Here is a 23,628-nt window from a genome sequence, read left to right as displayed (position 1 = left end):
TAATCGGAGCTGCTGTTGAACGACGTGCCACGCATTTCTCGTCAGTTCTCGCAGCGCTCCGTCATGGAGGCGATCGTGCAAGGTGGGCCGATCTCGCGCGCTTCAATCGCAAAGCAGACCGGCTTGTCTAAGCAGACAATCTCCGAGATCGTCAGGACACTCGAGCAGGAAGGCTGGGTGCAGGAAACGGGGCGCACGAGCGGACATGTCGGACGCACGGCTGTCACTTACGAACTCGTATTTAACGCGGCCTACATCGCGGCGGTCGACCTCGGCGGCGCCAAAGTCCGGGTCGCCCTCACCGATCTTGCCTGCCAGATATTCGCGGAGGAAACGGCGCCGACCGATCCTCGGGGCGGACAGTTCGTCGTCGACCAGATCGTGGATCTAGCGCTTCAGGCGGCCCAGAGGCACCGCATCTCGCGCACAAAGATAAGGCTGGCGGTGATTGGTGTTCCCGGTGCACCCGACAAGAAGACCGGCCGCGTCCTGCTTGCCCCGAATATTGCCGGCTTTGGCACAATGAATGTCGTTCGCGCTTTCGAGCACGCATTCGGGTTTCATGTGGTGATCGAGAACGATGTCAATCTGGCGGTGCTCGGCGAGAACTGGCAGGGGTGCGGCCGCGGTATCGACAATCTCGCCTTCATAGCGCTGGGTACCGGCATCGGCAGCGGCCTCATGGTTGGAGGCAATCTGGTGCGGGGCGCCAGCAATGCAGCCGGCGAGATGGGCTTTTTGCCGATTGGCGCCGATCCTTTCGCGCCGACATCGTTGCGCGCCGGCGCTTTCGAGCGCGTGGTCGCAACCAACGCCATGGTTGAACGCTACGCGGCGCTGACGGGCAACATCGTCAACGTGCCGACGATTTTCCACAGTGCATTGGCCGGAGACAGGCATGCCGCGACGGTGCTCGACGAAACCGCGCGCTACCTGGCGCAAGGCATTGTGGCCATAGCGGCAATTGCCAATCCGCAAAAGGTCGTCCTGGGCGGCTCGATCGGGCTGCGGCCGGAAATCCTGTTGCGCGTTAGGGACCTGCTGCCGCGCTGCTTCCCCTATCCTATCGCCGTTGAGGCCAGCGAACTCGGGTCGCGGGCAGCGCTCATCGGCGCCGCCGCCATCGGGCTCGGCCAGTTGCACAACAAACTGTTCGGCGTCGACGCGCCCGACGGACGCATTTCGCTTCCCCCAGCCAGTTCGGCCGTGCTGCGCGAGGCCACGCTATGACCGCTTCAAAGGACATCACCGCCCGCTTGCGCGCCGCCCTCGATTGCGACGCAGCGGTGGAGCTTCTGCAGGGGGCAATCGGCCGCGAAAGCATAACCGGTCACGAAGAAAACTTTGTCGCCTTCCTTGAACACCGCATGCGCATGCTTGGCTTGAGCGAAATTCGGCGTGCGGAATTCGCGCCCGGCCGGCCCAATGTCTGGGGTGAGCGCAAAGGTGCCGGCGCCGGCAAGCGGCTGCTCTTCATCGGCCACACCGATACGGTTCATGTCGAGGGCTGGCGCGAGCACTGGGCTGGCACCGCCAGGCAGGATCCGTTTGCCGCGCCAATGATCGACGGGCAGATCTGGGGCCGCGGCGCCGGCGACCTCAAGGCCGGCATCTGCTCCGCGCTGTCGGCACTCTCTCTGCTCGACACGGCCGACATCGAACTGGCCGGCGACGTTGCCTTTGCCTTCGTCGGCGACGAGGAGAGCGGCCAGCCTGGAATCGGCGTCTCCGCCGGCATCAAGGACTTCGTCGGCCGCATCGAGAGAGGCGAAGTCGTGGCGCCCGATTTCATCGTCTATGTGGAGCCTACCCGCCTTTCGGTTTATCCGGCCCAAATCGGCTTCTTCATTACCGACATCACCGTCACCGGACGATCGGCCTATTTCGGCGTACCCGAACTCGGCAAGGATGCCTTGCGTGCAAGCCACGCCGTCATGAGCGCGCTGTGGAAGCATTCGGAAGATGTTGCAACCAGAGCCGAGCACCCGCTGATTGGGCGTGGCTTCCTGCTGATCACCGGGCTTGCGGGCGGAGGCTACATCGCGGTGCCCGAACGCTGCACGTTGTCGCTGATCCGCAAGCTGTTGCCCGGCGAGTCACTGGACGAGGCCGCCGCCGAAATCGAGGCAGTGGTGCGCGGCGCCATCACCGATCCTGAAATCATGTTGGCGTTCGCCTATCCGGCAGGCCGCGATCATCCGCTCGGGGGTAACGCCGCCGAGATTGCACCTGACAGGCCGGAGGTCGGCGCCCTTGCTGCCGCCATGGCCCGATCGATGGCTGGTCGCGGCGCCATCGAAGGCGCGCCATTCTGGTCAGAGTCATCATTTTTCACCAACCGGCTCGGCATCCCCGCCGTGTACTGCGCGCCAGGCGACATTCGCAACTGCCACACCTTCGACGAACACGTCGATGTCGAGGAATATTTGGCGGGCATCGTAGGCTTCGCCCGGTTCATGGCGGAGTATTGCGGCGTTACGGAATAAAGGACAACTGAGAGCGAAAATGGGAGAACTACCATGCTGATAGACAGACTTGTTGCTACAGCACTTGCAGGCAGTCTGATGCTGTTGGCCGGCGGAGCCGGCGCACAGACAGTGGGACCGAGCGGCGAGACGGCGACGCCCAGCGCCGAGGTTACTCTGTCGGACACAGATCTGGCCGCAGTGAAGGAGAAGGGCTACAAGGCCGCGCTGCTGTGGCACACCTCGTCCGACTTCACCAATGCGGTCAGCGCCGGCGCCAAGGATGAATTTGCCCGTGCTGGCATTCAGATCGTCGTGACCACCGACGCCGGCTTTGACGCGGCGCGCCAGCGCAGCGACATCGAAACCGCGCTCGCAGCCAAGCCAAACGTCATCCTGTCGCTGCCCCTCGATCCGGTCACTTCGGCCGAGGCTTTCCGTCAGGCGCTCACCGACGGCACCAAGCTGGTATTCCTTTCGAATCTGCCGAAAGGCTACAAGCACGGAACCGACTATGCCGCCATCGTCACTGACGACCTGTTCCAGATGGGCAAGCACGCGGCCGATGCACTGGCCAAGGCGCTCGATGGCAAAGGCAAGGTCGGCTACATCTTCCACGACGCCAGTTACTATGTGACGAACCAGCGCGACCAGGCTTTCAAGACAACGATCGAGAAGGATTATCCCGGTATCAAGATCGTCGCCGAGCAGGGGATCTCCGATCCGGCGCGGGCAGAAGAGCTGGCCAGCGCCATGCTCGTGCAGCATCCCGATCTTGACGGCATCTACGTCACCTGGGCCGAACCGGCCGACGGCGTGCTGTCGGCCTTGCGGGCAAGCGGAAACACCAAGACCAAGATCGTCACGCTCGACCTCGCCGAACCGGTGGCGCTCGATATGGTCAAGGGCGGCAATGTGACCGCACTGGTGGCCGACAAGGCGTATGAGCTCGGTCGCGCCATGGCCGCTGTCGGCGTCAAGGCGCTGCTCGGCCAGGAGACGCCGGCCTTCGTCGTTGCCCCGGCGCTTACCGTGACCAAGCAGAACGTTGCGCAGGGCTGGAAGGATTCGTTGAACCGCGACGCACCGCAATCGGTGCTCGACGCGGCCAAGTGACAGGCGAATGCCGGCGGCCAATGAGGGCCGCCGACACCATAAAAACAAGGGGAACTGACATGCGCACAGCAATTGGAATGTTGTCGGCACTGGTAGCGCTCGTCGCCGCCAACGCCTTCGCAGCCGACGGCACCACCACGGGACCGAACGGGGAAAAGCCGACGCCGGCAAAGAGCGTCGTGCTCACACCAGCTGAGGAGCAGCAGATCAAGGACGGCAAATACACCGCCGCGCTGGTCTGGCATGAGATGAGCGAATACACCAACGCGGTGAACAGCGGCGCCCAGGACGAGTTGAAGCGGCTCGGCATCACGGTGGTCGCTCAGACCGACGCCGGCTTTGATGCAGCCCGGCAGAAATCCGACGTCGAGACAGTACTCGCCAAAAAGCCCTCGATTATACTGTCCCTACCGGTCGATCCCGCAAGTGCGGCCACCGTCTATGATCCTGCGCGCCAGGCCGGCGTGAAATTGGGATTCGTCGACAATTCGCCAGCAGGCTACGTTCACGACAAGGACTATGTGACCATCGTTTCGGACGACCTTTTCCAGATGGGCAATAAGGCCGGGATCGCAATGGCCGACGCGCTCGGCAAGCAGGGCAAGGTCGGCTACATCTTTCACGATGCCGATTTCTACGTCACCAACCAGCGCGATGGAGCATTCAAGCACACAATCGAGCAGGACTATCCGGACATGAAGATCGTAGCCGAGGCCGGAATGGCCGACCCCGCGCGCAGCGAGGAAATCGCGCAGGCGATGATCACACAGCACCCAGACCTCGATGGTATCTACGTCACCTGGGCTGAGCCGGCGCTTAGCGTGCTGTCCACATTGCGGGCGGCCGGCAACAGCCACACCAAGATCGTCACGCTCGACCTGAACGAACCGGCGGCACTGGACATGGTGAAAGGCGGCAACGTTGCGGCACTCATCGCAGACGAAGCCTATGACATCGGCGTGACGCTCGCACGCGCCACGGCCGCCTCGTTGATCGGCAAGAAGGCCGCGCCGTTCATGGTGGTCGATTCCCTCGCCGTCACCAAGGACACTGTCAAGGACGGGTGGAAGCGGTCCCTCAACAAGGACGTGCCCGCGACCATCGCGGCCGCCATGAAGTAGCGGCAGACAATGGCGCCCCGCCGGAGGAAGTGAGAATGTCGAGTATCAACACCAGCCCCGGCCGGGCAGCGAGCTTGGTCAGCCGCTTCAACCTGCAGCAATATGTCGTCTATCTCGGATTTCTGGCGATCTTTCTGTTCTTCGCGATCGTACTGAAGGACAGCGGTTTTCTGACGGTTCGCAACCTGTCGAACATCGTGCTGCAGACGGCACCCGTGACGATCATGGCGATCGGCCTTGTCTTTGTCATGTCGGCGGGCGAGATTGATCTTTCGATAGGTTCGATCGTTGCCGTGGCAGCTCTTGCTGCCGCGGTGGCGATAAACGCCTGCGGCTTGGTGGCCGGGGTGCTGGCTGGCCTCGGCGCCGGCCTGCTGATCGGCCTGCTCAACGGCGCCCTCGTGGCTTACGTCAAGTTGCCTTCATTCCTGGTAACGCTGGCGACGCTCGGGCTGTTTGCCGGCGTATCTCGCTCGATGACCGATTTGCGGTCGATCCCGGTCACCAACGACGCCTTCACCGGCTTCTTCGGCTCGGGTTCTTTGCTGGGTGTTCCGTCCTTGATCTGGTGGACGGTCATTGTCGTTGCGATCGCGCATCTCGTCTTTCGCGAGACGCGCTTCGGCGCCCATGTGCTGGCCACCGGCGACAACAGCCGTGCCGCCAGTGTTTCCGGCATCAGCGTGGCGCAGATAAGGCTGGCCGTTCTGACCATAAGCGGCGGGCTCGCCGGCCTTGCCGGGCTGCTCTATGCCGGCCGGCTGCAGGCCGCGAAATATACGCTCGGCGAAACCGACCTTATGACGGTGATAGCGGCCGTCATTGTCGGCGGAACCCTGCTCAACGGCGGCAAGGGATCGATTGTCGGCGCGCTGGTCGGCTCGCTGATGATGGGCATGCTGAACAACGGCCTCATCCTGATGGGCCTGTCCGTCTCCGATCAGATGATCGTGCGCGGATTGATCATTCTTGCGGCGGTCGCCGTATCGCTGCGCGAAAAGTCGCGTTGAAGGAGTTTTGTCATGTTCCTCGCTGTTCTGCGGCGCCGCAATCCGAGCTTTATAGAAAGCGCCATGCGCCTGCACCAGGAAGGAAAGCTGCCGGCTAATTCGTATGTGCTCGACCTCGATGCCGTCGAAAGCAACGCCCGGGTCCTGAAGCGCGAGGCCGACCGGTTTGGACTGAAGATTTTCGCCATGACCAAGCAGGTCGGCCGCGCCAGTTCGTTCTGCCATGCGCTCAAGCGCGGCGGCATCGATCAGGCCGTTGCCGTCGACATGGCCTGCGCGCGGGCTACGCACAGAGCCGGCCTGAGGCTCGGTCATCTTGGCCACCTGCAGCAGATCGCAAGGCACGAGGCCAATGCGGCGGCCAAAACGTTCAGGCCGGACTATTGGACCGTCTTCAACGACACCAAGGCTGAAGAAGCCGCTGCCAGCGCAAGGCTCGCCGGGTACACGCAAAACCTGCTTGCCCGCATCCGCGCCGATGGTGACGTTTTCTACCGCGGCCACGAAGGTGGTTTTGAGGCGGCCGATATCGCCGCGGTCGCCGAAAAACTGGATGGTCTCGACGGCGCACGATTCGCTGGCATCACCACCTTCCCGGCGCTGCTGTTCGACCAGACCACGCGAAAGGTCCTGCCGACACACAATCTGGCGACACTGGGCGGAGCTGCCGAAGCGCTCGCCAAGTCCGGCCGCAGCAACATAGAGGTGAACGCGCCCGGCACGACGTCGAGTGTCCTGCTTGGCGCGCTGGCCGAAGCCGGCGCCACGCAATGTGAACCGGGCAATGGCTTGGCCGGCACCACCGCGCTGCACGTCATGGAGGATCTGCCGGAGCTCCCTGCCGTTCTGTATTTGACCGAGGTGTCGCATTTGTCTGGCGGCAAAGCCTACTGCCTTGGTGGCGGCTTCTATATCGATCCGATCTTTCCGGACTATGAGGTGAAGGCAATCGTGTCCGCAGATCCCACCACGGCCGCCGCCGCGCTCAGAAACGTCGAGGTGCCGCCGCCTGCGGCAATCGACTATTACGCAATGATTGACGCTAGCGGCGCCAATGCTCCACGCCCCGGCGACACGGCGGTGTTCGGCTTTCGCGGCCAGGCGTTCGTGACCCGCGCCTACGTGGTCGGCATCTCCGGTGTCTCAAAGCGGGCCCCCCAAGTCGAAACGATCGAAAACGGTTTTGGCGAAACCGCTGCCTGGCCCGTCTAGGAGCAAGCGATGAACGCGACCATGACCGGCACGGCCCCTGTTTTGCAGCTGCGCGACATCCGCAAGAATTTCGGCGGCCTGACCGCCATCGAAAATTTCTCGCTCGAGCTCTATCCCGGCGAAATAGTGGCGTTGGTCGGCGATAACGGTGCCGGCAAGTCGACGCTGGTCAAGATCGTGACGGGGGTGCATGCTCCGACATCCGGGACGATCATCATCGAGGGGCAGGCGGTGGCAATGTCAAGCGCCACCATGGCGCGCGCCCACGGCATTGAGGTGGTCTATCAGGACCTGGCGCTCGCCGATCAGCAGACCGTCTACATGAACATGTTTCTTGGCCGCGAGCCGGTGAACCGCTTCGGCCTGCTCGACCGACGCCGGATGATTGACGACACCGAAAAGCTGGTGAAGGATCTCGACGTTCGCATCCCATCGGCTCACGCCACCATCCGCGATCTCTCGGGCGGCCAGCGCCAGGGCGTGGCGATCGCGCGCGCCACGCACTGGGCAAGCAAGCTGATCCTGCTCGACGAGCCAACCGCCGCGCTCGGCGTTGCCGAAACCGCCAAGGTCGAGACGATCGTTCTGTCGCTGAAGCAGCGCAATATTGGCGTGCTGATCATCAGCCACAGTCTCGACCAGGTGTTCAGGCTCTCAGATCGGATCTGTGTTCTGCGACGTGGCAAACAGATCGGCGTGCGCAAGACCAGCGAGACCGACAAGAACGAGATCGTCGCCATGATCACCGGGCTTCAGCACTAGCCTGGTCGATAGAGGCGCGCCGTTCCAGATACTGCGTTACCCGAGCAGTGAGTGGCATCACTTCAGATCCACGATCAGGCCTCGGCCAGAGAATGTTGCCAGCATCAATCTAGAGCACGCAGGTAGCGAATGGGGCGACCGCCGGCAATCCGGTCGGCCGCTGTGGCTATGGAATTGGCGTCGATGCCGAAATGCCCGTAAAGGTCGCCGATCGTGCCCGACTGGCCAAAATGCTCGACGCCGAGACTACGCGTGCGATGGCCGTAGACCGAGCCCAACCAGCCGAGCGCGGCCGGATGGCCGTCGGTGACGGCGACGATGGCGCAATGCGCCGGAAGGTCGGCAAATAACCTTTCGACATGGCTCCTGGCATGAACAACGCCGCGTTCGCGTGCCCGGCTCGCGGCAGTCCAGCCTGCGTTCAGCCGATCGGCCGAGGTCACCGCCAGGAGACCGACATCGCGACGGTCCTCCGCCATAATGCCGATAGCCTCGATGGCTTCCGGCGCAACCGCGCCGGTATAGGCAACAATTACTTCGGCATTAGGACCCGGATGCCGCAGCCAGTAGCCGCCGTCGATGATCTCCTGCTCGAGTACGGGCGTCACGCTACGCGTGATCTGCTCGACCGGGCGCGTCGAGAGCCGCAGATAGACCGAGCCGCCGGTCTCGTCGCGCAGCCAGGTGCGCTCCGACTGCACGGCGTCGCCGTCGCGCTGCATATAATCCAGGGCAAAGCGCATGATCACGCCCAACTCGTCGACGAAGGCCGGCTCGTAGGCGGCAAGCCCGTCTTGCGCTATGCCGATCAACGGTGTGGCGATCGACTGATGCGCCCCGCCTTCCGGCGCCAATGTGACCCCCGAAGGCGTCGCGACAAGGAGGAAGCGCGCGTCCTGGTAGCAGGCATAGTTGAGCGCATCGAGACCGCGCTGGATGAACGGATCGTAGAGTGTGCCGATCGGCAGCAGCCGTTTGCCGAAAACCGAATGCGACAGCCCAAGTGCCGACAGCAGGATGAACAGATTATTCTCGGCGATGCCGAGTTCGATGTGCTGGCCGGAGGTGCCGAATTCCCATTTCTGCGCCGAGGCGATGCGTTCGCTGCGGAAAGTGTCCGCGAGTGACTGACGCGCGAACAGGCCGCGCCGGTTGACCCAGGGGCCGAGATTGGTCGAAACCGTGACATCGGGTGATGCCGTGACGATCGCGTCGGCGAGCGGCCCGCCAGCCCGCGCAATCTCGTCCAGAATTCTGCCGAAGCCGACCTGCGTGGAGACGCTGCCTTTGGCTTCCGCGACGAGACGACCAGGGATCACGATGCGCTGGGCGTGCCGGCGCCGCTGGCCCTTTGCCGCGAACGGAACGGCATCGAGGAACCCTTGCAGCTCCAAATCCCCAACAGCCAATCCCTCGAAGGCGTCCCACTCCCGCCCGTCGCCGACCGACATCGAGGCGCGAAGGACCGCCATCTGATCCTTGGTCATCAGGCCGGCGTGGTTGTCCTTGTGGCCGGCGAGCGGCAGGCCGAAGCCCTTGATCGTGTATGCAATGAAGCAAGTCGGTCGATCGTTGCGGCGTGCCGTCCCGAAGGCCTCGATCAGGCCTGGCAGGTCATGGCCGCCGAGATTGGTCATCAGCGCGGCGAGCTCGGCATCGGAGCGCCGCTCGAGAAGCGATGCCAGGCCCGGCTTGTCTCCGATGTCGGCGATCAGGCGCTTGCGCCAGGCGGAGCCGCCCTGATAGGTCAGCGCCGAATAGAGCTGGTTCGGGCAGGCGTCGATCCAGGCCTTTAGCGCCTCGCCGCCCGGTTCGGTGAAGCAGGCTTCGAGCAGCGAGCCGTATTTCAGGATGACGACGTCCCAGCCGAAATTGCGGAAAATGTTCTCGAAGCGTTCCCAAAGGCCTTCGCGAACCACGGCATCGAGGCTCTGTCGGTTGTAGTCGACGATCCACCAGCAGTTGCGCAGGCCGTGTTTCCACCCCTCCAACAGCGCCTCGAAGATGTTGCCTTCGTCCATCTCGGCGTCGCCGATCAGCGCCACCATGCGGCCCTCGGGCATGCTTTCGTCGCGGGCGCTGAGATAATCCTGCACAAGAGAGGCAAACAGCGTCTGCGCGACACCGAGCCCAACGGAGCCGGTCGAGAAATCCACGTCGTCGACATCCTTGGTCCGCGACGGATAGCTTTGCGCGCCACCGAGGGCGCGAAACCGTTCGAGCTTCTCCCTCGTCTGGTTCCCAAGGAGATACTGGATAGCGTGGAATACCGGCGAGGCATGCGGCTTCACCGCAACGCGGTCGTGTGGCCTCAGCACCGAGAAATAGAGCGCGGTCATGATCGTCACCAGCGAGGCCGAGGATGCCTGGTGCCCGCCGACCTTTAGGCCGTCGGTGCTTTCGCGCAGATGATTGGCGTTGTGGATCATCCATGCCGACAGCCAGAGCACCTTTTTCTCCAGCGCCGAAAGTGCCTCCAGTTTTTGCTTGTCCATTCTGCAAGACTCCCGGTTGCGATCGCCGCAATCATAGGGCTGACCAAAAACCGATTGTCGCTAAACTTGCATGAGATTGGCAGCTGAGTTAGCTGTTTTCGCCAACATCGACGACAGGAGTGACGTTTCGTGCCAAAAAGCCGACTGGACGATATCGACCGGAAGATCATCGCCGCGCTGCAGGTCGATGGCAGGATGACGGCGCAGCAGCTTGCCGACCAGGTCGGCCTTTCGGCCTCGCCCTGCGCCCGCCGGGTCCGCCTGATGGAGGATATGGGCGTCATCACCGGTTACGCCGTGCTGATCGACCAGGATTTGGTCGGCCTGCCAATCTCGGTGTTCGCCTCAATCAAGCTGGAACGCCAGCGCGAGAACGAGCTGCAGCGGTTCAATGCGGCGATCGCGCGCTGGCCGGAGGTGGTCGATTGCTATCTGATGACCGGCCAGCGCGACTATCTGCTGCGTGTCGTGGTGCGCGACCTGCACGCCTATGAGCGCTTCCTGAACGAAAAGCTGACCCGGCTCGACGGCGTCGCCTCCATCGAATCCAGCTTCGCGCTTGCCCAGATCAAGCGATCGAACCGGCTGCCGGTAGAGGCATGACCTTTGCGCGTTGGCAGGTCATTCACTCAATTCCATGGTTGCCGCAAGTTCTGGGAGAGCATGATTTCAGCCGGTCGCGAGTGGCGCTGTGGAGCCTTGATCAAAGTTTTGGCCGATAGAGATGGCTGCGCCCCCGCGGATGGTGTCCGGTGAGGCGAGCTGTCCGATTGCACTTTCGGCCCAAAGCACAGGCTCCGTTATGCGGTAGAATTGTCGCGTCGCGCTCAAGGCTGATGGGCTGACATCAACCATCAGACCGATGATTGTCATATCATCATGTGCGAGCGAAGGCCCGAGCTGCTTCGGACTCCAGCCAATCGATGCGAGGCGGTCGAACCAGTACTCCTCGCACACGATTGTCAGATTGCTGATATGTCGCTGAATACAGAATTCCAAAATTCCGCAGTAGATTACGCCGGCTGCCTGGCAAGGTCGGCCGGGCTCACGAAGATTCCGCGCCACGAAGAACCTGGTCCATTCAAAGATATTGGATCGGCGCGGAACGCCACCGTCGGCGAGTTGCGGAAAGGTTTCGCTCATCAGATGTGGCCGAAGGCTCGGCACGAAACGGGATCCGGCAACAACGCCTCTTCCTGGCTGGATGCCGAGCAGATAAATCGCTTCTGGAGTATCGAACGAGTCTATCTCGCGACCGTCGGGGCGTCTCAACTCGTGCCATCCACGTTCATCGACATAGATTTCATGCCGCAGGCGAAAGTAGCTGTCGAGATCGCCTCGATAGGCAAAGCTGTTTGACGCGTCGACGACATGGACCTGAATCATTGCGGTTCCTCGAGATGGAACCCCATCCGACCACGCGACGATTGCCCAGGAAATACCCAGATATGGGGATGGATCAAAGTTCGATTTCGTGCCTGCGAAAAGCCTCGACGATCGCGTGCACAACGTTGGCGGTGCTGAGCTTCTGCTTGATGTTGCGCAGGTGGGTCGTCACAGTGTTTTCCGAGATGCCAAGTATTCGGGAAACCTCCCATGCGGTCTTTCCTCCCGCGACCCACTGCAGGATTTCACGTTCTCGTTGGGAAAGCTTTTGTCTCGGCCGCCTGCGCGAGTTGCCAACGAGTCGTTCGGCAGCCGAGTAGGCATGGCGCGCAAGGGCATGAATGGTACGGCGCACCGCCGGCGCCAAGTCAATTTCGCTTCCAGCAACCGTTACGCAGGCCGGATCGCCAAACGCACTCTGGATTGGGATGCAGATGCCGTCGCAAAGACCAAACTCTTTCGCTTCATCCATCACCCTCCTGGCATTGCTGTTCGTCAAGTCGTGATAGACATCCCTCCAAAGGAAGGGCCCGATCGCACCACGGCACAAAGCAGCGCAAGGGTCATGACGATAGTGTCCGGCAGCCATGTAGTGGTCGTACCATTCCTGCGGCCAACCGTTCACAAGGATGTGTTCATTCAGGGACCCGGTGTCCTGGCGTGGCAATTCGGTGACGAGACAGGCTGCGTAGCCGTGACGTTCGATGCTCTTGCGCAGTTGCCGAATGATTTCTGTGGCGCTGGTTGCACGATCAATCTGCGCGGTTGCTTCAAAAATTTGTATTAGCTCATTTTGCAAAACGCTCCCGTGAACCGCAGCCATTGCACGTCCTTTCAATGTACTGAGACAAAGAAACAATAAGAAACTTAGGTCCGACCGCAACCTGCGCCATGACGTTTGACTACTATAGTAGGTGGCACTAAAGGGCGCGTTCTGACTGCCTCGCCGCATGAGGCTGAGGTCTGTTTTTGCTCGCAATCTGAGGTTGCTGCGCCAAGGCACGGGCTTGTCGCAGGAGCAGCTCGCGGACCTTGCCGGCCTCGATCGCAACTATGTCGGCAAGCTCGAGCGGGAGGAAAACTCACCGACCGTCGATACGCTGGAGGTACTGGCGTTGGCATTGCAAGTTGACGTGGAGCAGCTCATCCGTCGAAATTCGCCATGATGCACTGGCCAGCAGGCCGCCGAGAGCATCAGGATTTTCCCTTGCGCCGCTCATGCGGCGCCACAGCACAATCGCCAGCTGGGGCCCGGGCGTTTTTGCCGGGGCGTTTCGTCAGCTCCTCGATGTCGACGCTCAATGCAGTGGCAAGCTTTGCGAGCGACAGGAGTGTGGGATTGCGACGGCCGGCCTCGAGACCACTCAGATAGGCGCGCGTGAATCCTGAACGGAACGACAGTTCCTCTTGAGAGAGGGCCTGTGCGCGCCGAATCCTCTGTACGTTGAGGCCGACAACCAACCGTAGGTCCATGACGGCATGGTCGTCGCTGCGCACACTTTAGGACGACACACTATAATGAACATTCGTCATTGACAGGCACGGCCTTTGCTGCTTTTCTCATCATATTAAGGAACGCCATTCCGAAATAAGGAACGTCAGTGACAGGAAATCTTTCGTTGGAACGTGGGCTTGCGGTTCTCAATGTCCTCAAGGAAGCGGACGAAGCTGTCGGAGTGCGCGAACTCGGCCGCCGGCTTGAGCAGAGTGCTCCCGCCGTGCAGCGAATTCTGAATACCCTGGCAGAGCAGGGCTATGTCGAGCAGTCGCCAGACTCGCGGCGCTACCGGCTGGGTCACTCCGTGCTGGCGCTGGCGCGGAAGGTCCTGGGCAGAGATCGCCTGGTTGGTTTGGCTGAAATCGAACTGCAGGCGCTGGCCGCCGAAGGGTGCTTCAACGCATTCCTCGGTATCAGGCGGGGCAGCTGCGGAATTTATCTCTTGACAGTGCAAAGCAAGAGTCCGGTCGTCATTCGTTCTTCACCTGGCGAGACCTTCCCCTTGCATTCCACCGCGTTGGGTAAGGCGCTCCTGATGGAGCTGAGCGGCGAGGCGGTCATTGGGATTCTTGGACGAGGTCCACTGGAGCAGGTTGCCGTACGCACAGTCACCGATCCGCACAAACTCGTTGCTCAAATCAGAGCGTCCGAGCCCATTGGTTACACAACATCCCTGGACGAGAACTTTACCGGGCTGATTGCGGTCGGCGCACCGCTTCGCGATGCATCAGGCACAATCATCGCGGCTATAAGTGCGGCCTACCCCCGGTCAGTGGGACCGCATGTGGAGATCGCTGAGATTGGAGAGGCAGTAATGGCGGCTGCGGCGCGCATTTCCACCGGCCTCGGCTTTCTGGAAGCAAAACAGGCTCGGGATTCCCATCATGCTGCTTAACGAAGCGCGCCTGAAACAATGCATGTCGGCAGTCGGGCTTGACGCAATTATAGCGACTGCCCCGGAAAACGTGACCTATATGAGCGGCTTCTGGGCTCTGCCGCAATGGATCCGTCGCGGCCCGCAGGCTTATGTGGTGTGGCCGGCTCCTGACAAGGGCACGCCTGAAATCATCGCAAGCTCCAGCACCCTCGACCTCGTTGCCGATCAGGAACTGTGGGTAAGCAAGGTTCGGCGCTATGGCGACTTTTACGCCAATGTCGGTTCCTCGACCACCGTGGACCTCGCCAATGAACGACACCTCCAGCTTCGAGACCTGCCGAGGCATGGCGATGCCATTGCGGCTTTGGTCGCCGCATTGGAAGAAGCCAAGCTCGGCCGTGGGCGGATCGGCATAGACGAGGCGGGGCTCGCGCCAGGATACCAGGAAACCCTCAGAGCCCATTTTCCCAATGCGTCGTTCCTACCAGCCACCGCATTGCTTCGCGAGGTTCGTGCCGTAAAGACGGCAGATGAAATCGAACGGCTCGGCCAAGTTGCCCAGATTGCCGAACGCTCCATTCAAGCAGCACTCGCAGTTGCTCGGGAAGGCGCCACCGAAGCAGACCTGGCGCGTGCTTTTCATGTCAAGACGGTTGAGGAAGGCGCCCTGCCCGTACTGGGATGCATCGGCTTTGGCGAGCGCAGCGCGCTCATGAACGTCCAGCCGTCGGACCGCAAGTTGCGCGCTGGAGAAATCATCCGCTTCGACGTCGGTGGCCGGTTTCGGCACTACCGCGCCGACATTGCCCGCATCGCCACGCTGGGCGAGCCGCCGCCGCAGGCGCATCGGCTTCAGCAGGCTCTGCTGCGCGGCGTTCAGCACGCCTGCGACATTATCCGGCCCGGCATGGCAGCAGCACAGCTCTTCGAGGCGGTGATGCGTGTGGTTCAGCGCGAAGGAATTGCCCACTACGAGCGCGATCACGTCGGCCATGGCATCGGCCTTGATGGTTATGATGCGCCGACGCTCTCGGCGCGCAGTACAGACGTCCTTGAAGAAGGCATGGTGCTGTGCGTGGAGACGCCCTACTACGAAATCGGCCGCTGGGGCCTCCAGGTGGAGGACATGGTTGTTGTTCGCCAGGGCGGAGTGGAGCGGCTGACGCAGACGCGCGATGCAATCACGCGGGTGCCGTCATGAACCGCGCGGCAGGTCTTTCCTGTATTCGATGCGGCGTCTTGTTCCGGATCGATACCAAAATCGACTCTCGCGGCTGCCCGATATGCTGTGCGGAAGCGCCAGCCAATCTTAGGGTCGTCTACGATCCATCAGGAGCTACATCGGCCGCTTCCGCAGCGGGTGCCGCGCTGCCCTCGCTCTGGCGCTACGCCGACATGCTCCCTTGTGCGCTCAGCGATGCAATCTCTCTGGGCGAGGGTCTGACGCCGTTGCTGAGCGCCGAGAGGCTGGGGAAGCAGCTCGATGTCCCCAAGTTGCTTATCAAGGACGAGGGCGCAAACCCCACCTGGTCCCACAAGGACCGCTTCTCGACCGTGGCGGTGTCGATAGCACGTTTGAGTGGCGCACGCGTCGTGGCGACGGCTTCGTCGGGCAACGCCGGGGCCTCACTTGCCGCCTATGCTGCTCGGGCAGGCTTGAAATGCGTCGTTGTCACATTCTCAGGCACTGCTGGCGCAATGTTGGCGCAGATCCGCAAATACGGCGCCAGCGTCGTATCCCTGGCCGACAAGTCCCATCGCTGGCCATTGCTGGCCGCTGGTACCGAGCGCCTCGGATGGTTTGCGACGTCGCCGTTTCACAGCCCCGTCGTCGGCAGTCATCCTGTTGGGATCGAGGGCTACAAGACCTTGGCTTACGAGATCGTCGAACAGATGCACGGAGCCGTGCCGGACTGGTGCGCCTTGCCTGTTTGCTATGGCGACGCGCTTGCCGGGCTCTGGGCGGGATTCAAGGATCTTCTTAGCCAAGGCAGGATCGATCGGTTGCCGAGACTCGTGGCGGCGGAAGTGCACGGATCCTTGGCCAAAGCGCTTGCCGGCAAGGCCGATCTGGTCGCCGAGGTTCCCGCGGGTTTCGACACGCTTGCCATCTCGATCGGCACCACACGAAGCACGTTTCAGGCGCTCAATGCGCTGCGTGAATCTGGCGGCATGGCAATGCCGGTCGGCAACTTCGGCCTGATAGACATGCAGCAGCAGCTTGCGGCCACCGAGGGAGTGTTTGCCGAGCTTGCCTCGGTGACGCCATTTGCGGCCATTGAATCCTTGAGACGGGAGGGCACGATCGCGCGCTCGGACAGCGTCGTTGCCATCGTGACAGCGAGCGGCCTCAAGGATTTGGATCGTTCGACCGGCCCGGACCACGCACCACAATCGTTTCGGTCAGTTGCCGACGCGTGGCAACATCTGGCCGGGGACTGTGACCATTTCACGCCCTCTCATGAACAACGCGCGGCGAAGATGTCCTGAAGAGAAGATAGAGACGATCATGAACAGATGCGACTTCTGATCGACTGATCTCGTCCATTACTGGGCGGTATTGCGACTTCCAAAAACTATCCACGAGAGGCAAATTCAACTCGCTTAGCGAGCGGAACCTCGATTCAAACATGAAAGGGGAATTTTCATGCTTTGCAAAACACTCATCGGCTGGCTCGCAGCCCTCGGTGTCGCAATGGCAACTCAGACGATGGCTGAGGAAACCCTCAGGGTCGGCGTCACGCCGACCGGGGTGCCGTTCACGTTTGTGGACACGGCAACCCGAAAGCCAACTGGCGCGATGGTCGATCTGGCAAGTGCGATTGCGGCGAACCTTGGTACGACCGCCGACTTCCAGGTAAATGCTTTTCCAGCCCTGATCCCGGCATTGACGACCGACAAGATCAATCTGATTTCCGCCAGCATGTTCATAACGGACAAACGAAAGCAGGTGATCGATTTCAGCACGCCGGTTTACGCCTATGGCGAGGCGATGTTTGTTGCTGCCGGCGACAGCAAGAACTACACGATCGAAGAGCTGAGAGGTGCGACCGTCGGGGCGCAGATCGGCTCGACCTACGCTGACGCTCTGGAAGCGCTCGGCGTCTTCGGTCAAGTCAAGCTCTACGACTCAATCGCTGACATGATGCGTGATGTGGTTCTGGGCCGCATCAAGGCCGGCTTCGGTGACGCCCCGATCGTCGCATATCAGCTTTCAAAGAACCCCGAACTGGGTGTTCGCCTCGTCGACGGCTATCGGCCGATGAAAAAAGGCGAAGTCGCGTTAGCGGTTGCCAAGGAAAATCCACTGCTTCTCGAAAAGGTGAATGCCTCCATCGCCAAGCTGAAGGAAAGCGGCGAATTAACCCGAATATTTGCCAAATATGGCCTCTGAAGCCATCCCGCAATGACCTCGAAACAAGCGCCGGCTGGCAGGGCCATAGGATTGCATCGGAATGACCGGCTGTGACGGCCGGGGTACGTGCCAAAAGGAAGCCGGCCATGACCAAGTTCATCGCGCACGCAACGGAATATCTACCGCTTCTTCTTCAAGGCGTTTGGCTGACCATCGTGATAACCCTTCTTGCGCTGTGTCTGGCGACGGCGCTCGGCCTTGTCTGGGCGCTGTTGAGGACATCGGGGATACGCTGTCTCGCCGTGCCGACGCGGCTCCTTGTCGACTTCGTGCGCGGCATACCACTGCTGGTGGTTCTCTTTTATATCTACTTTGTCGCGCCCGAGATCGGCATCAACCTGACTGCGCTCCAGGCTGGCACGATCGGGCTGGGCCTGGCTCACTCCTGCTATCTCGGGGAAACCTTCCGGGCGGGCATCGAGGCGGTCGATAAGGGTCAGGTCGAAGCGGCAAAATCGATCGGGATGAAGCGTCCGTTGATGATGCGCCGCGTCGTGCTGCCGCAGGCAGTCAAGATTATCCTGCCGCCTTACGCCAACAACATGATCATGCTGCTGAAGGACTCCTCGCTTGTGTCGGTGATTTCGGTTCAGGAGTTGACCATGCAGGGTAAGATGCTTGCGTCGTCCACATTCGACAACATGACAGTTTTTACCTTGGTGGCACTGCTTTACCTGTGCCTGACCGTTCCGCTGAACCTGTTTATGCGTAGAGTCGAGAGCTATCTTGGGGCGGCGGGATGATCACCTTCGACGATGTGCACAAGTCCTTCGGCGCCCATGAAGTCCTCAAGGGGATCAACGCCGAGATCGTCAAGGGACAGGTCGTATGTTTGATCGGGCCCTCGGGTTCCGGCAAATCGACGCTTCTACGATGTGTGAACGGGCTTGAGACCTATCAGCGCGGTCGCATCAGCATCGACGGCACCGTGGTGGATGCCGCCTCACCTCAGGTTCACGCCATCTGCACCCGTGTTTCCATGGTTTTCCAACGCTTCAACCTGTTTCCGCACCGCACAGCCCTGGAAAACGTCATGGAAGGCCCGCTCTACGTGCTGAAGGAAAATAGGAACCAGGTGCGCGAGCGGGCCGTGGCATTGCTCAATCGCGTTGGCTTGGCCGACAAGACGAATGCCTATCCCGCGTCATTGTCGGGCGGCCAGCAGCAGCGCGTGGCCATCGCCCGCGCCCTGGCGATGCGCCCACAGGCCATTCTTTTCGACGAGCCTACCTCCGCACTTGACCCCGAAACGGTCGGTGAGGTCCTGCAGGTCATGCGCGCGCTCGCAAACGAGAACATGACCATGCTCGTCGTTACGCACGAAATTCAGTTCGCGCGCGAGGTTTCCGACAGCGTCCTCTTTCTCGACGGCGGCAGGATCGTTGAGCAAGGCCCGGCCAAGGAGCTCCTTCGACATCCGAAACACGAACGCACTAAGGATTTTCTTCACCGGGTCATGCACCCTGTCTGACTCCGAGCCGATGTTGGTTTGTCGCCTAGCCTGAATTCGGACCTGTTACTGCGTAGGGGACAAGTCGTCCAGCCCTGCGAGGACGGCGTTTAAAGTTCTGCGGTTCCAAGGGAATCTCGTCCATGCCGTCTCTTCAGCCGGACGAATTTGCGTGAGAACAGTTGGTTCAAGAGGAATTGAGATTGGCCAATCCTTCAAACCGGCGAGCCAGTCGGGGTTGTAGACTGTGTCGGAATGACGATGCCCTTCATCTGGCATTATCACGACGGTGGAGGCTTCCGGATTTTGCCTGGCGAACCAAGCGCCGACCAAGGCTGCGGCGCCGCTGGTCGGACCCATGAAGAGCCCGTGATCGCGAAAGAGCCCATGCGCCATGGCGTAAGCCGGCAATGCACCCACCCAATGGATATCGTCGATCATCCCATGACGAACATTTTCCGGCAAAACACTGTTACCGAGCCCGCGCAGCATGCGACGTCCGACAGGCTGGCCAAAGAGCATGCTTCGGTGGGTATCGACAGCAATCATCCTGAGATCAGGAAAAAGCTCACGAAGGAAGCCTCCGGTTCCACAAAGCGATCCCCCAGTGCCCACGCAGCCGACGAGGCAATCGATACGGCCGAATGATCGAACAACGAGGTCGGCCAGGCGCGCATAGGCAAGGCGGTTTTCCGGACTGTCGTATTGTCGAGGCCAATACGTGCCCGGGCTGTCCCGCAGGGTCTGTTGAAGATACTGGAGCCGACCGCTCTGATTGCCGTCTCCTCGAGGATCGTCGATGGCCATGACTTTGGCACCAAGTTGTTCCAGTCGCCGCCTGAGTTTCAGGTCGATGAGGCTGGAGGCCGTGACAAGTGTAAGCGCATAGCCACGCACCGCAGCTAGCATGGCGATGGCGAGGCCGAATGTGCCCGACGTCGTTTCGATGATGTGACCTTCCTGCCTGAGGCGCCCTGACGCTTCTGCCTGATCGACCATGAACCGGGCGGGCATCAGCTTCATGAGGGAAAAGCAGGCGGCGTTGAGATTAGGTGCGAGTTGGGCAAATCGCGGCGTCTCATAGGCGCGTAAATAGTCTTGCGCCGCGCTCACTGGATTAGCCCCGTTTCGGCATTGAGGGCAAACGTATGGACACCTTGGAGGCCTGCGCCACTCACCTGCCTTGCGAGTTCAGCAGCGCGCATGGCCGCCCTGGGTGCAGTGGCATCCAGAAGGATGCCGATCAATGTGCCACTGTGGGCCACCTGCACACCGCACGCGTCATGCGCCCGCGCTATATCCAAAACGGTATTGAAGGATGCCTTCGGCAGGTGCCTCTGACTGATACTGGCGCTGATGGTTGCGACACGTCCAAGCAAGCGGGGATCTTGTTGCCGGATGGAGCGGTTCGCCAGTCCCCGCAGAACACGGAACAGCCCGATTTCCTCACCATTGTAGCGTGCCCGTGGCATACTTAGCGTATTGATCGGCCGGGCACTGCTGTCCCTGAAACCTATCAAGAGAAGGGGCGGGAACTCGCCACCGAAGTGTTCGATTGTACGGCCTTCCCGGTGGGCGAAGAGGATAGGCTGGTCGCCGTACGCAATGGCGTCGCTTGCGCCTTCTGCGGCCACCGCCAGTCGGGCAACCGTTGATTGGCGCAGCGTGAGGCCCGCTGCAGCTGCCACCGCACGAATCGCCGCAATGACGTCTGCGGTCGAGGAGCCGTAGCCATGCCCTATCAGAATAGGGCTTTCGATCGTAAGCTCCCCACCTCCATCGGCCATTCCGATATGCTCGAGCGTAAGGGCTGCCGCGCGAGCCGCTTTGGTCCGGTTTGCAGGCCGCGGTCGAATCCCATTTTGTTCATGCGGCCAGAAAGTCACTAGCGACTCTTGCGACGTGAGCGGCAGGGTTACGAGTCCGCGACAAAGCCTTCCGTTTTCCCCTTCAAAGACGCCTTGGAGGAATTCCCCATGATGGGCGTGCGCTCGTCCGACTCCTACCGCAAGTGGCAGCCTGATCGTCTCGTTGTTGATGTTGCTCGAGTTTGTCCGGTGGCCGGATCTCAGCATCCCCGTCTTTGTCACCACGTCATCTCCTCACCTGGAATTGACAGATGATGTGTATGACTGATCCATGCTGTCACTCGCCAAATCTTGGTAGTGCCATTGGCAGGCGCATCATGCAGAGATACAGACAAGATCGCCCCACCAATTAGGGCGCCCAATACTCGACTAGACACAGCAGCACTCGCCGAGCGCGGTTGGCCATGCGGACAACCGTTCCGAAACGAGTGCGCCATGCACGGTGTCTTCATTATTGTTCTTGTAAGGAGGGTTGGACTGCTCACCTGTGTCAATACTGAGATTTGGCGATAGCCCGCAGCGGCCAAAAGCGCTCAAACGCGTTTTGTCGCCAACTTGACTTTGAGCAGAGATGCGGAGCTCCATCCAACTCGCGACCCTCAATTATGCGCTTGTGGTCGCGGAGGAGGGCAGCTTTCTTCGCGCCTCGCAACGCGCAGGGATCGATCACTCCGCGCTCAGCCGGCGCATACGCGATCTCGAATATGCGATGGGAACGAGGATATTTCATCGCCATGCTCGCGGCGTCGGCCCAACCCCGGCAGGCGAGCGCTTCCTGGAGCGTCTGCGCTCCGTTCTGCTCGAGCTTGACAATACTCTCACCCTGGCCAGGACCGGCATCAAAGATGAACACCAAAAGCTTTCCATCGGCTCCAACGGGATCATCCTTGCCGGGCGAGCGTTGGATGCAATCATCGAGTTCGGGCAATCTCATCCCAATGTGACCGTCAGCTTGACAGAGAGTCCTTACCCTTCGCCTGAGGCTACACTGGGTGCCACGCAGGTCGACGTCGTCGTGACCTCCTCGTCCCGATTTAGCGGCGGCGCATTCGAACTGACGCTATGGAAAGACACTTTGGCTATCGTTCTTGCCTCAAATCATCCTCTGGCAACCCGTTCCGTGATCGAGTGGCACGAGTTGCACCAGGAGACATTGCTGGTGCGCCAGGGCGAAGCATTTCTGCTCGCCGACGTTGTTGGACGCGGCGTTCAGCTTCCTCCAATCGTCGAACATCACGTCAGTGCGGGCATCCTTTTGCGCCTTGTCGGAAACGGGCTTGGAGTCGCCCTGATCCACGATCAAGATGCCGACAGAGTTCCTCAGGATGCGGTCTGTCGTAAGCTGCGGATCGGGGGCAAACCAATCCAGATCTCCAGTTTAGCCCGTTGGCGTCCCGACAACGCCAATCCTGCCCTGCCGACCTTCATCTCATTCCTGCGCGATCGGTATTCGTCCTGACAGTCATCCGACCGGCATGACCCGAACAGTCACCCGGTTTCAGAGTGCGTTGGGGCCTAGCAACGCTCTGTCTGTTGTCATGAACCGTGTCAGCATCGGTTTGAGCGGTTCGGGGCCAATCTAACCAAGGCGTCCGCGCTTTAACGCCACTTCCCCTTCCGCCCGTCTCGCGCCGCCGGGCCGCGGTTCTTCCTTGCAAAACTGGAACCATACTTGCAAGGATGATTGAACCCCGCATCAGCACAGAACTCACCGAGATGCTGGATAGCATGCCGGCTGTGGCGCTGCTCGGGCCGCGTCAGGTCGGCAAGACAACCCTGGCGCTGGAGATAGCCGAACGGCGTCCTTCGATCTATCTCGACCTCGAATCGGACGCTGACCGCGCTCGGCTTGCCGAGCCGGAGCTTTACCTGGCCGAGCATCAGGACAAGCTGGTTATCCTGGACGAGGTCCACCGGCTACCGAACCTGTTCCAGAGCCTACGCGGGCTGATCGACCGCGGTCGGCATGGCGGTCGCAAAGCCGGCCGGTTCCTGCTCTTAGGTTCGGCGTCGATCGATCTTATGAGGCAGTCAGGCGAGACCCTTGCCGGCCGCATTGCCTATCTCGAAATGCATCCGATCGATGGCCTCGAGGTCGGCGTCGCCCACCTTGGGCCGCTATGGGTACGCGGCGGCTTCCCCGACAGCTTTCTGGCCGCGAGTGACCGCGCCAGCCAGCGATGGCGGCTGGATTTCATCCGCACTTATCTGGAACGCGACATCCCCCTCCTCGGTCCGCGCATTCCGGCCGAGACGCTGCGCCGCTTCTGGACTATGCTGGCGCACCACCAAGCCGGCCTGCTCAACGCTGCCGAGTTCGCCCGCGCACTCGGCGTCGACGCCAAGACAGCCGCGTCCTATCTCGCCCTACTCGTTGATCTCCTGCTGGTTCGCCGGCTGGAACCTTGGCATGTCAATGTCGGCAAGCGCTTGGTGAAATCCCCGCGCGTCTATGTCCGCGACAGCGGAATCACCCATGCACTGCTTGGTCTCGCCACGCAGGAAGACGTGCTTGGGCACCCAGTGGCCGGCGCCTCCTGGGAAGGCTTTGTGATCGAAACCCTGACCGCCGCCGCCCCCGCCGGCACGCTGAGCAATTTCTATCGAACAACCGCAGGCGCGGAGATCGACCTGCTACTCACGTTGCCGGGCCAACGCCTCTGGGCCATGTCAAGCGCAGCCTGACGCCGAAGGTGGAAAAGGGTTTTCATCAGGCCTGCGAGGATCTTGCTCTGGCACGGCGCATCGTCGTCTTTCCCGGGATCGGAGCGTTTTCCGCTCCGGCATGGCGTCGAAGCGATGCCCCTGCAGGACCTAGGCCAGGCGCTGCTTGGCGAAGCATAATAAAATGGCTTTGGTATTCATCCCGTCAGAGCGGAGGCTCAAAAGACCCCACTCGTCCCAGGCTCGAGGCGATGGTGAGGTCGACGGTTCGTTTGTTTGGTCTGAGATG

23 protein-coding genes are annotated in these 23,628 nt (G+C 61.1%); 17 read left to right on the top strand and 6 right to left on the bottom strand.

What is annotated here, in order from left to right:
* The first annotated feature begins 24 nt into the window (after positions 1–24).
* Genes NKJ93_RS12075 through NKJ93_RS12045 form a run of 7 tightly spaced genes read left to right on the top strand, consistent with a single transcriptional unit; the run spans position 25 to position 7,686 of the window.
* Positions 25–1,230 (top strand): ROK family transcriptional regulator, encoded by a 1,206-nt coding sequence (locus NKJ93_RS12075; protein ID WP_245278510.1) that lies wholly within the window; start codon positions 25–27, stop codon positions 1,228–1,230.
* A complete protein-coding gene (locus NKJ93_RS12070; protein ID WP_023717077.1) occupies positions 1,227–2,486 on the top strand; it encodes a M20 family metallopeptidase in 1,260 nt (419 codons plus the stop codon). Before NKJ93_RS12075 ends, NKJ93_RS12070 begins: the two co-directional genes overlap by 4 nt.
* A 33-nt stretch (positions 2,487–2,519) precedes the next feature.
* On the top strand, positions 2,520–3,581 hold the full coding sequence (locus NKJ93_RS12065) for a substrate-binding domain-containing protein (RefSeq protein ID WP_352589191.1): 1,062 nt from the start codon (positions 2,520–2,522) through the stop codon (positions 3,579–3,581).
* 59 nt (positions 3,582–3,640) lie between these two features.
* Complete coding sequence (locus NKJ93_RS12060; RefSeq protein WP_031193416.1) at positions 3,641–4,702, top strand: substrate-binding domain-containing protein; 1,062 nt, start codon at positions 3,641–3,643, stop codon at positions 4,700–4,702.
* Between the two features lie 35 nt (positions 4,703–4,737).
* Positions 4,738–5,712, top strand: coding sequence for an ABC transporter permease (locus NKJ93_RS12055; protein WP_023717074.1), 975 nt, complete (start codon positions 4,738–4,740; stop codon positions 5,710–5,712).
* A gap of 12 nt (positions 5,713–5,724) precedes the next feature.
* The gene (locus tag NKJ93_RS12050; RefSeq protein ID WP_023717073.1) at positions 5,725–6,924 is read left to right on the top strand and encodes an alanine racemase; all 1,200 of its coding nucleotides are present in this window, start codon (positions 5,725–5,727) and stop codon (positions 6,922–6,924) included.
* Positions 6,925–6,933: 9 nt separating this feature from the next.
* Complete coding sequence (locus NKJ93_RS12045) at positions 6,934–7,686, top strand: ATP-binding cassette domain-containing protein (RefSeq protein ID WP_036244138.1); 753 nt, start codon at positions 6,934–6,936, stop codon at positions 7,684–7,686.
* A 104-nt stretch (positions 7,687–7,790) separates the two neighbouring features.
* Here NKJ93_RS12045 and NKJ93_RS12040 read toward each other — a convergent pair whose 3' ends face one another.
* The gene (locus tag NKJ93_RS12040) at positions 7,791–10,181 is read right to left on the bottom strand and encodes a thiamine pyrophosphate-binding protein (protein ID WP_352589189.1); all 2,391 of its coding nucleotides are present in this window, start codon (positions 10,179–10,181) and stop codon (positions 7,791–7,793) included.
* 129 nt (positions 10,182–10,310) lie between these two features.
* Between NKJ93_RS12040 and NKJ93_RS12035 the strand changes: the two genes are divergently transcribed.
* Complete coding sequence (locus tag NKJ93_RS12035) at positions 10,311–10,784, top strand: Lrp/AsnC family transcriptional regulator (RefSeq protein ID WP_352515862.1); 474 nt, start codon at positions 10,311–10,313, stop codon at positions 10,782–10,784.
* 66 nt (positions 10,785–10,850) lie between these two features.
* Here the strand turns inward: NKJ93_RS12035 and NKJ93_RS12030 are convergent, their stop codons facing one another.
* Entirely contained in the window at positions 10,851–11,567 is a 717-nt protein-coding gene (locus NKJ93_RS12030) for an acyl-homoserine-lactone synthase (RefSeq protein WP_352589186.1), read from the bottom strand.
* A gap of 73 nt (positions 11,568–11,640) precedes the next feature.
* On the bottom strand, positions 11,641–12,390 hold the full coding sequence (locus NKJ93_RS12025; RefSeq protein ID WP_352515860.1) for an autoinducer binding domain-containing protein: 750 nt from the start codon (positions 12,388–12,390) through the stop codon (positions 11,641–11,643).
* A 127-nt stretch (positions 12,391–12,517) separates the two neighbouring features.
* Between NKJ93_RS12025 and NKJ93_RS12020 the strand changes: the two genes are divergently transcribed.
* Complete coding sequence (locus NKJ93_RS12020; RefSeq protein WP_023679380.1) at positions 12,518–12,733, top strand: helix-turn-helix domain-containing protein; 216 nt, start codon at positions 12,518–12,520, stop codon at positions 12,731–12,733.
* Between the two features lie 28 nt (positions 12,734–12,761).
* Here the strand turns inward: NKJ93_RS12020 and NKJ93_RS12015 are convergent, their stop codons facing one another.
* Positions 12,762–13,040 (bottom strand): helix-turn-helix domain-containing protein, encoded by a 279-nt coding sequence (locus NKJ93_RS12015; RefSeq protein ID WP_352589183.1) that lies wholly within the window; start codon positions 13,038–13,040, stop codon positions 12,762–12,764.
* Positions 13,041–13,186: 146 nt separating this feature from the next.
* Between NKJ93_RS12015 and NKJ93_RS12010 the strand changes: the two genes are divergently transcribed.
* From NKJ93_RS12010 to NKJ93_RS11985, 6 genes are all read left to right on the top strand, one after another.
* Positions 13,187–13,960, top strand: coding sequence for an IclR family transcriptional regulator (locus tag NKJ93_RS12010; protein ID WP_352589180.1), 774 nt, complete (start codon positions 13,187–13,189; stop codon positions 13,958–13,960).
* Complete coding sequence (locus NKJ93_RS12005; RefSeq protein WP_352515857.1) at positions 13,950–15,143, top strand: M24 family metallopeptidase; 1,194 nt, start codon at positions 13,950–13,952, stop codon at positions 15,141–15,143. Before NKJ93_RS12010 ends, NKJ93_RS12005 begins: the two co-directional genes overlap by 11 nt.
* A complete protein-coding gene (locus tag NKJ93_RS12000; RefSeq protein ID WP_352589177.1) occupies positions 15,140–16,432 on the top strand; it encodes a threonine synthase in 1,293 nt (430 codons plus the stop codon). The genes NKJ93_RS12005 and NKJ93_RS12000 overlap by 4 nt, the downstream gene beginning before the upstream one ends.
* Positions 16,433–16,589: 157 nt before the next feature.
* Positions 16,590–17,336 (top strand): substrate-binding periplasmic protein, encoded by a 747-nt coding sequence (locus NKJ93_RS11995; protein WP_352589174.1) that lies wholly within the window; start codon positions 16,590–16,592, stop codon positions 17,334–17,336.
* Between the two features lie 107 nt (positions 17,337–17,443).
* Complete coding sequence (locus NKJ93_RS11990) at positions 17,444–18,100, top strand: amino acid ABC transporter permease (RefSeq protein ID WP_352589171.1); 657 nt, start codon at positions 17,444–17,446, stop codon at positions 18,098–18,100.
* Entirely contained in the window at positions 18,097–18,828 is a 732-nt protein-coding gene (locus NKJ93_RS11985) for an amino acid ABC transporter ATP-binding protein (protein ID WP_352589168.1), read from the top strand. Before NKJ93_RS11990 ends, NKJ93_RS11985 begins: the two co-directional genes overlap by 4 nt.
* 45 nt (positions 18,829–18,873) lie before the next feature.
* Here NKJ93_RS11985 and NKJ93_RS11980 read toward each other — a convergent pair whose 3' ends face one another.
* Both NKJ93_RS11980 and NKJ93_RS11975 read right to left on the bottom strand, forming a co-directional pair.
* Positions 18,874–19,920 carry a cysteine synthase family protein gene (locus tag NKJ93_RS11980; protein WP_352589165.1) on the bottom strand — a complete coding sequence of 349 codons (1,047 nt, stop codon included), beginning with the start codon at positions 19,918–19,920 and terminating at the stop codon, positions 18,874–18,876.
* On the bottom strand, positions 19,917–20,594 hold the full coding sequence (locus NKJ93_RS11975) for a GHMP family kinase ATP-binding protein (RefSeq protein WP_352515851.1): 678 nt from the start codon (positions 20,592–20,594) through the stop codon (positions 19,917–19,919). Before NKJ93_RS11975 ends, NKJ93_RS11980 begins: the two co-directional genes overlap by 4 nt.
* Before the next feature lie 652 nt (positions 20,595–21,246).
* Between NKJ93_RS11975 and NKJ93_RS11970 the strand changes: the two genes are divergently transcribed.
* On the top strand, positions 21,247–22,134 hold the full coding sequence (locus NKJ93_RS11970) for a LysR family transcriptional regulator (RefSeq protein ID WP_352589162.1): 888 nt from the start codon (positions 21,247–21,249) through the stop codon (positions 22,132–22,134).
* A 221-nt stretch (positions 22,135–22,355) separates the two neighbouring features.
* Positions 22,356–23,360, top strand: a complete 1,005-nt coding sequence (locus NKJ93_RS11965) for an ATP-binding protein (protein WP_502896868.1) — start codon at positions 22,356–22,358, stop codon at positions 23,358–23,360.
* The last annotated feature ends 268 nt before the right edge of the window (positions 23,361–23,628 follow it).

This window comes from Mesorhizobium sp. M0028 (genome assembly GCF_040323855.1).
Taxonomy (GTDB): domain Bacteria; phylum Pseudomonadota; class Alphaproteobacteria; order Rhizobiales; family Rhizobiaceae; genus Mesorhizobium.
The sequence above is the reverse complement of the archived record's forward strand: the minus strand, read 5'-3'. Positions and strand labels throughout refer to the sequence as shown.

Coding starts and splice junctions, on each gene's coding strand:
- NKJ93_RS11990 (WP_352589171.1), top strand. CDS start 17,444: ATGACCAAGTTCATCGCGCACGCAACGGAATATCTACCGCTTCTTCTT.
- NKJ93_RS12055 (WP_023717074.1), top strand. CDS start 4,738: ATGTCGAGTATCAACACCAGCCCCGGCCGGGCAGCGAGCTTGGTCAGC.
- NKJ93_RS12060 (WP_031193416.1), top strand. CDS start 3,641: ATGCGCACAGCAATTGGAATGTTGTCGGCACTGGTAGCGCTCGTCGCC.
- NKJ93_RS12015 (WP_352589183.1), bottom strand. CDS start 13,040: ATGGACCTACGGTTGGTTGTCGGCCTCAACGTACAGAGGATTCGGCGC.
- NKJ93_RS12040 (WP_352589189.1), bottom strand. CDS start 10,181: ATGGACAAGCAAAAACTGGAGGCACTTTCGGCGCTGGAGAAAAAGGTG.
- NKJ93_RS11995 (WP_352589174.1), top strand. CDS start 16,590: ATGCTTTGCAAAACACTCATCGGCTGGCTCGCAGCCCTCGGTGTCGCA.
- NKJ93_RS12050 (WP_023717073.1), top strand. CDS start 5,725: ATGTTCCTCGCTGTTCTGCGGCGCCGCAATCCGAGCTTTATAGAAAGC.
- NKJ93_RS11975 (WP_352515851.1), bottom strand. CDS start 20,594: ATGGCCGATGGAGGTGGGGAGCTTACGATCGAAAGCCCTATTCTGATA.
- NKJ93_RS12045 (WP_036244138.1), top strand. CDS start 6,934: ATGAACGCGACCATGACCGGCACGGCCCCTGTTTTGCAGCTGCGCGAC.
- NKJ93_RS12025 (WP_352515860.1), bottom strand. CDS start 12,390: ATGGCTGCGGTTCACGGGAGCGTTTTGCAAAATGAGCTAATACAAATT.
- NKJ93_RS11965 (WP_502896868.1), top strand. CDS start 22,356: ATGATTGAACCCCGCATCAGCACAGAACTCACCGAGATGCTGGATAGC.
- NKJ93_RS12000 (WP_352589177.1), top strand. CDS start 15,140: ATGAACCGCGCGGCAGGTCTTTCCTGTATTCGATGCGGCGTCTTGTTC.
- NKJ93_RS12030 (WP_352589186.1), bottom strand. CDS start 11,567: ATGATTCAGGTCCATGTCGTCGACGCGTCAAACAGCTTTGCCTATCGA.
- NKJ93_RS12005 (WP_352515857.1), top strand. CDS start 13,950: ATGCTGCTTAACGAAGCGCGCCTGAAACAATGCATGTCGGCAGTCGGG.
- NKJ93_RS11985 (WP_352589168.1), top strand. CDS start 18,097: ATGATCACCTTCGACGATGTGCACAAGTCCTTCGGCGCCCATGAAGTC.
- NKJ93_RS12065 (WP_352589191.1), top strand. CDS start 2,520: ATGCTGATAGACAGACTTGTTGCTACAGCACTTGCAGGCAGTCTGATG.
- NKJ93_RS12070 (WP_023717077.1), top strand. CDS start 1,227: ATGACCGCTTCAAAGGACATCACCGCCCGCTTGCGCGCCGCCCTCGAT.
- NKJ93_RS12020 (WP_023679380.1), top strand. CDS start 12,518: ATGAGGCTGAGGTCTGTTTTTGCTCGCAATCTGAGGTTGCTGCGCCAA.
- NKJ93_RS11970 (WP_352589162.1), top strand. CDS start 21,247: ATGCGGAGCTCCATCCAACTCGCGACCCTCAATTATGCGCTTGTGGTC.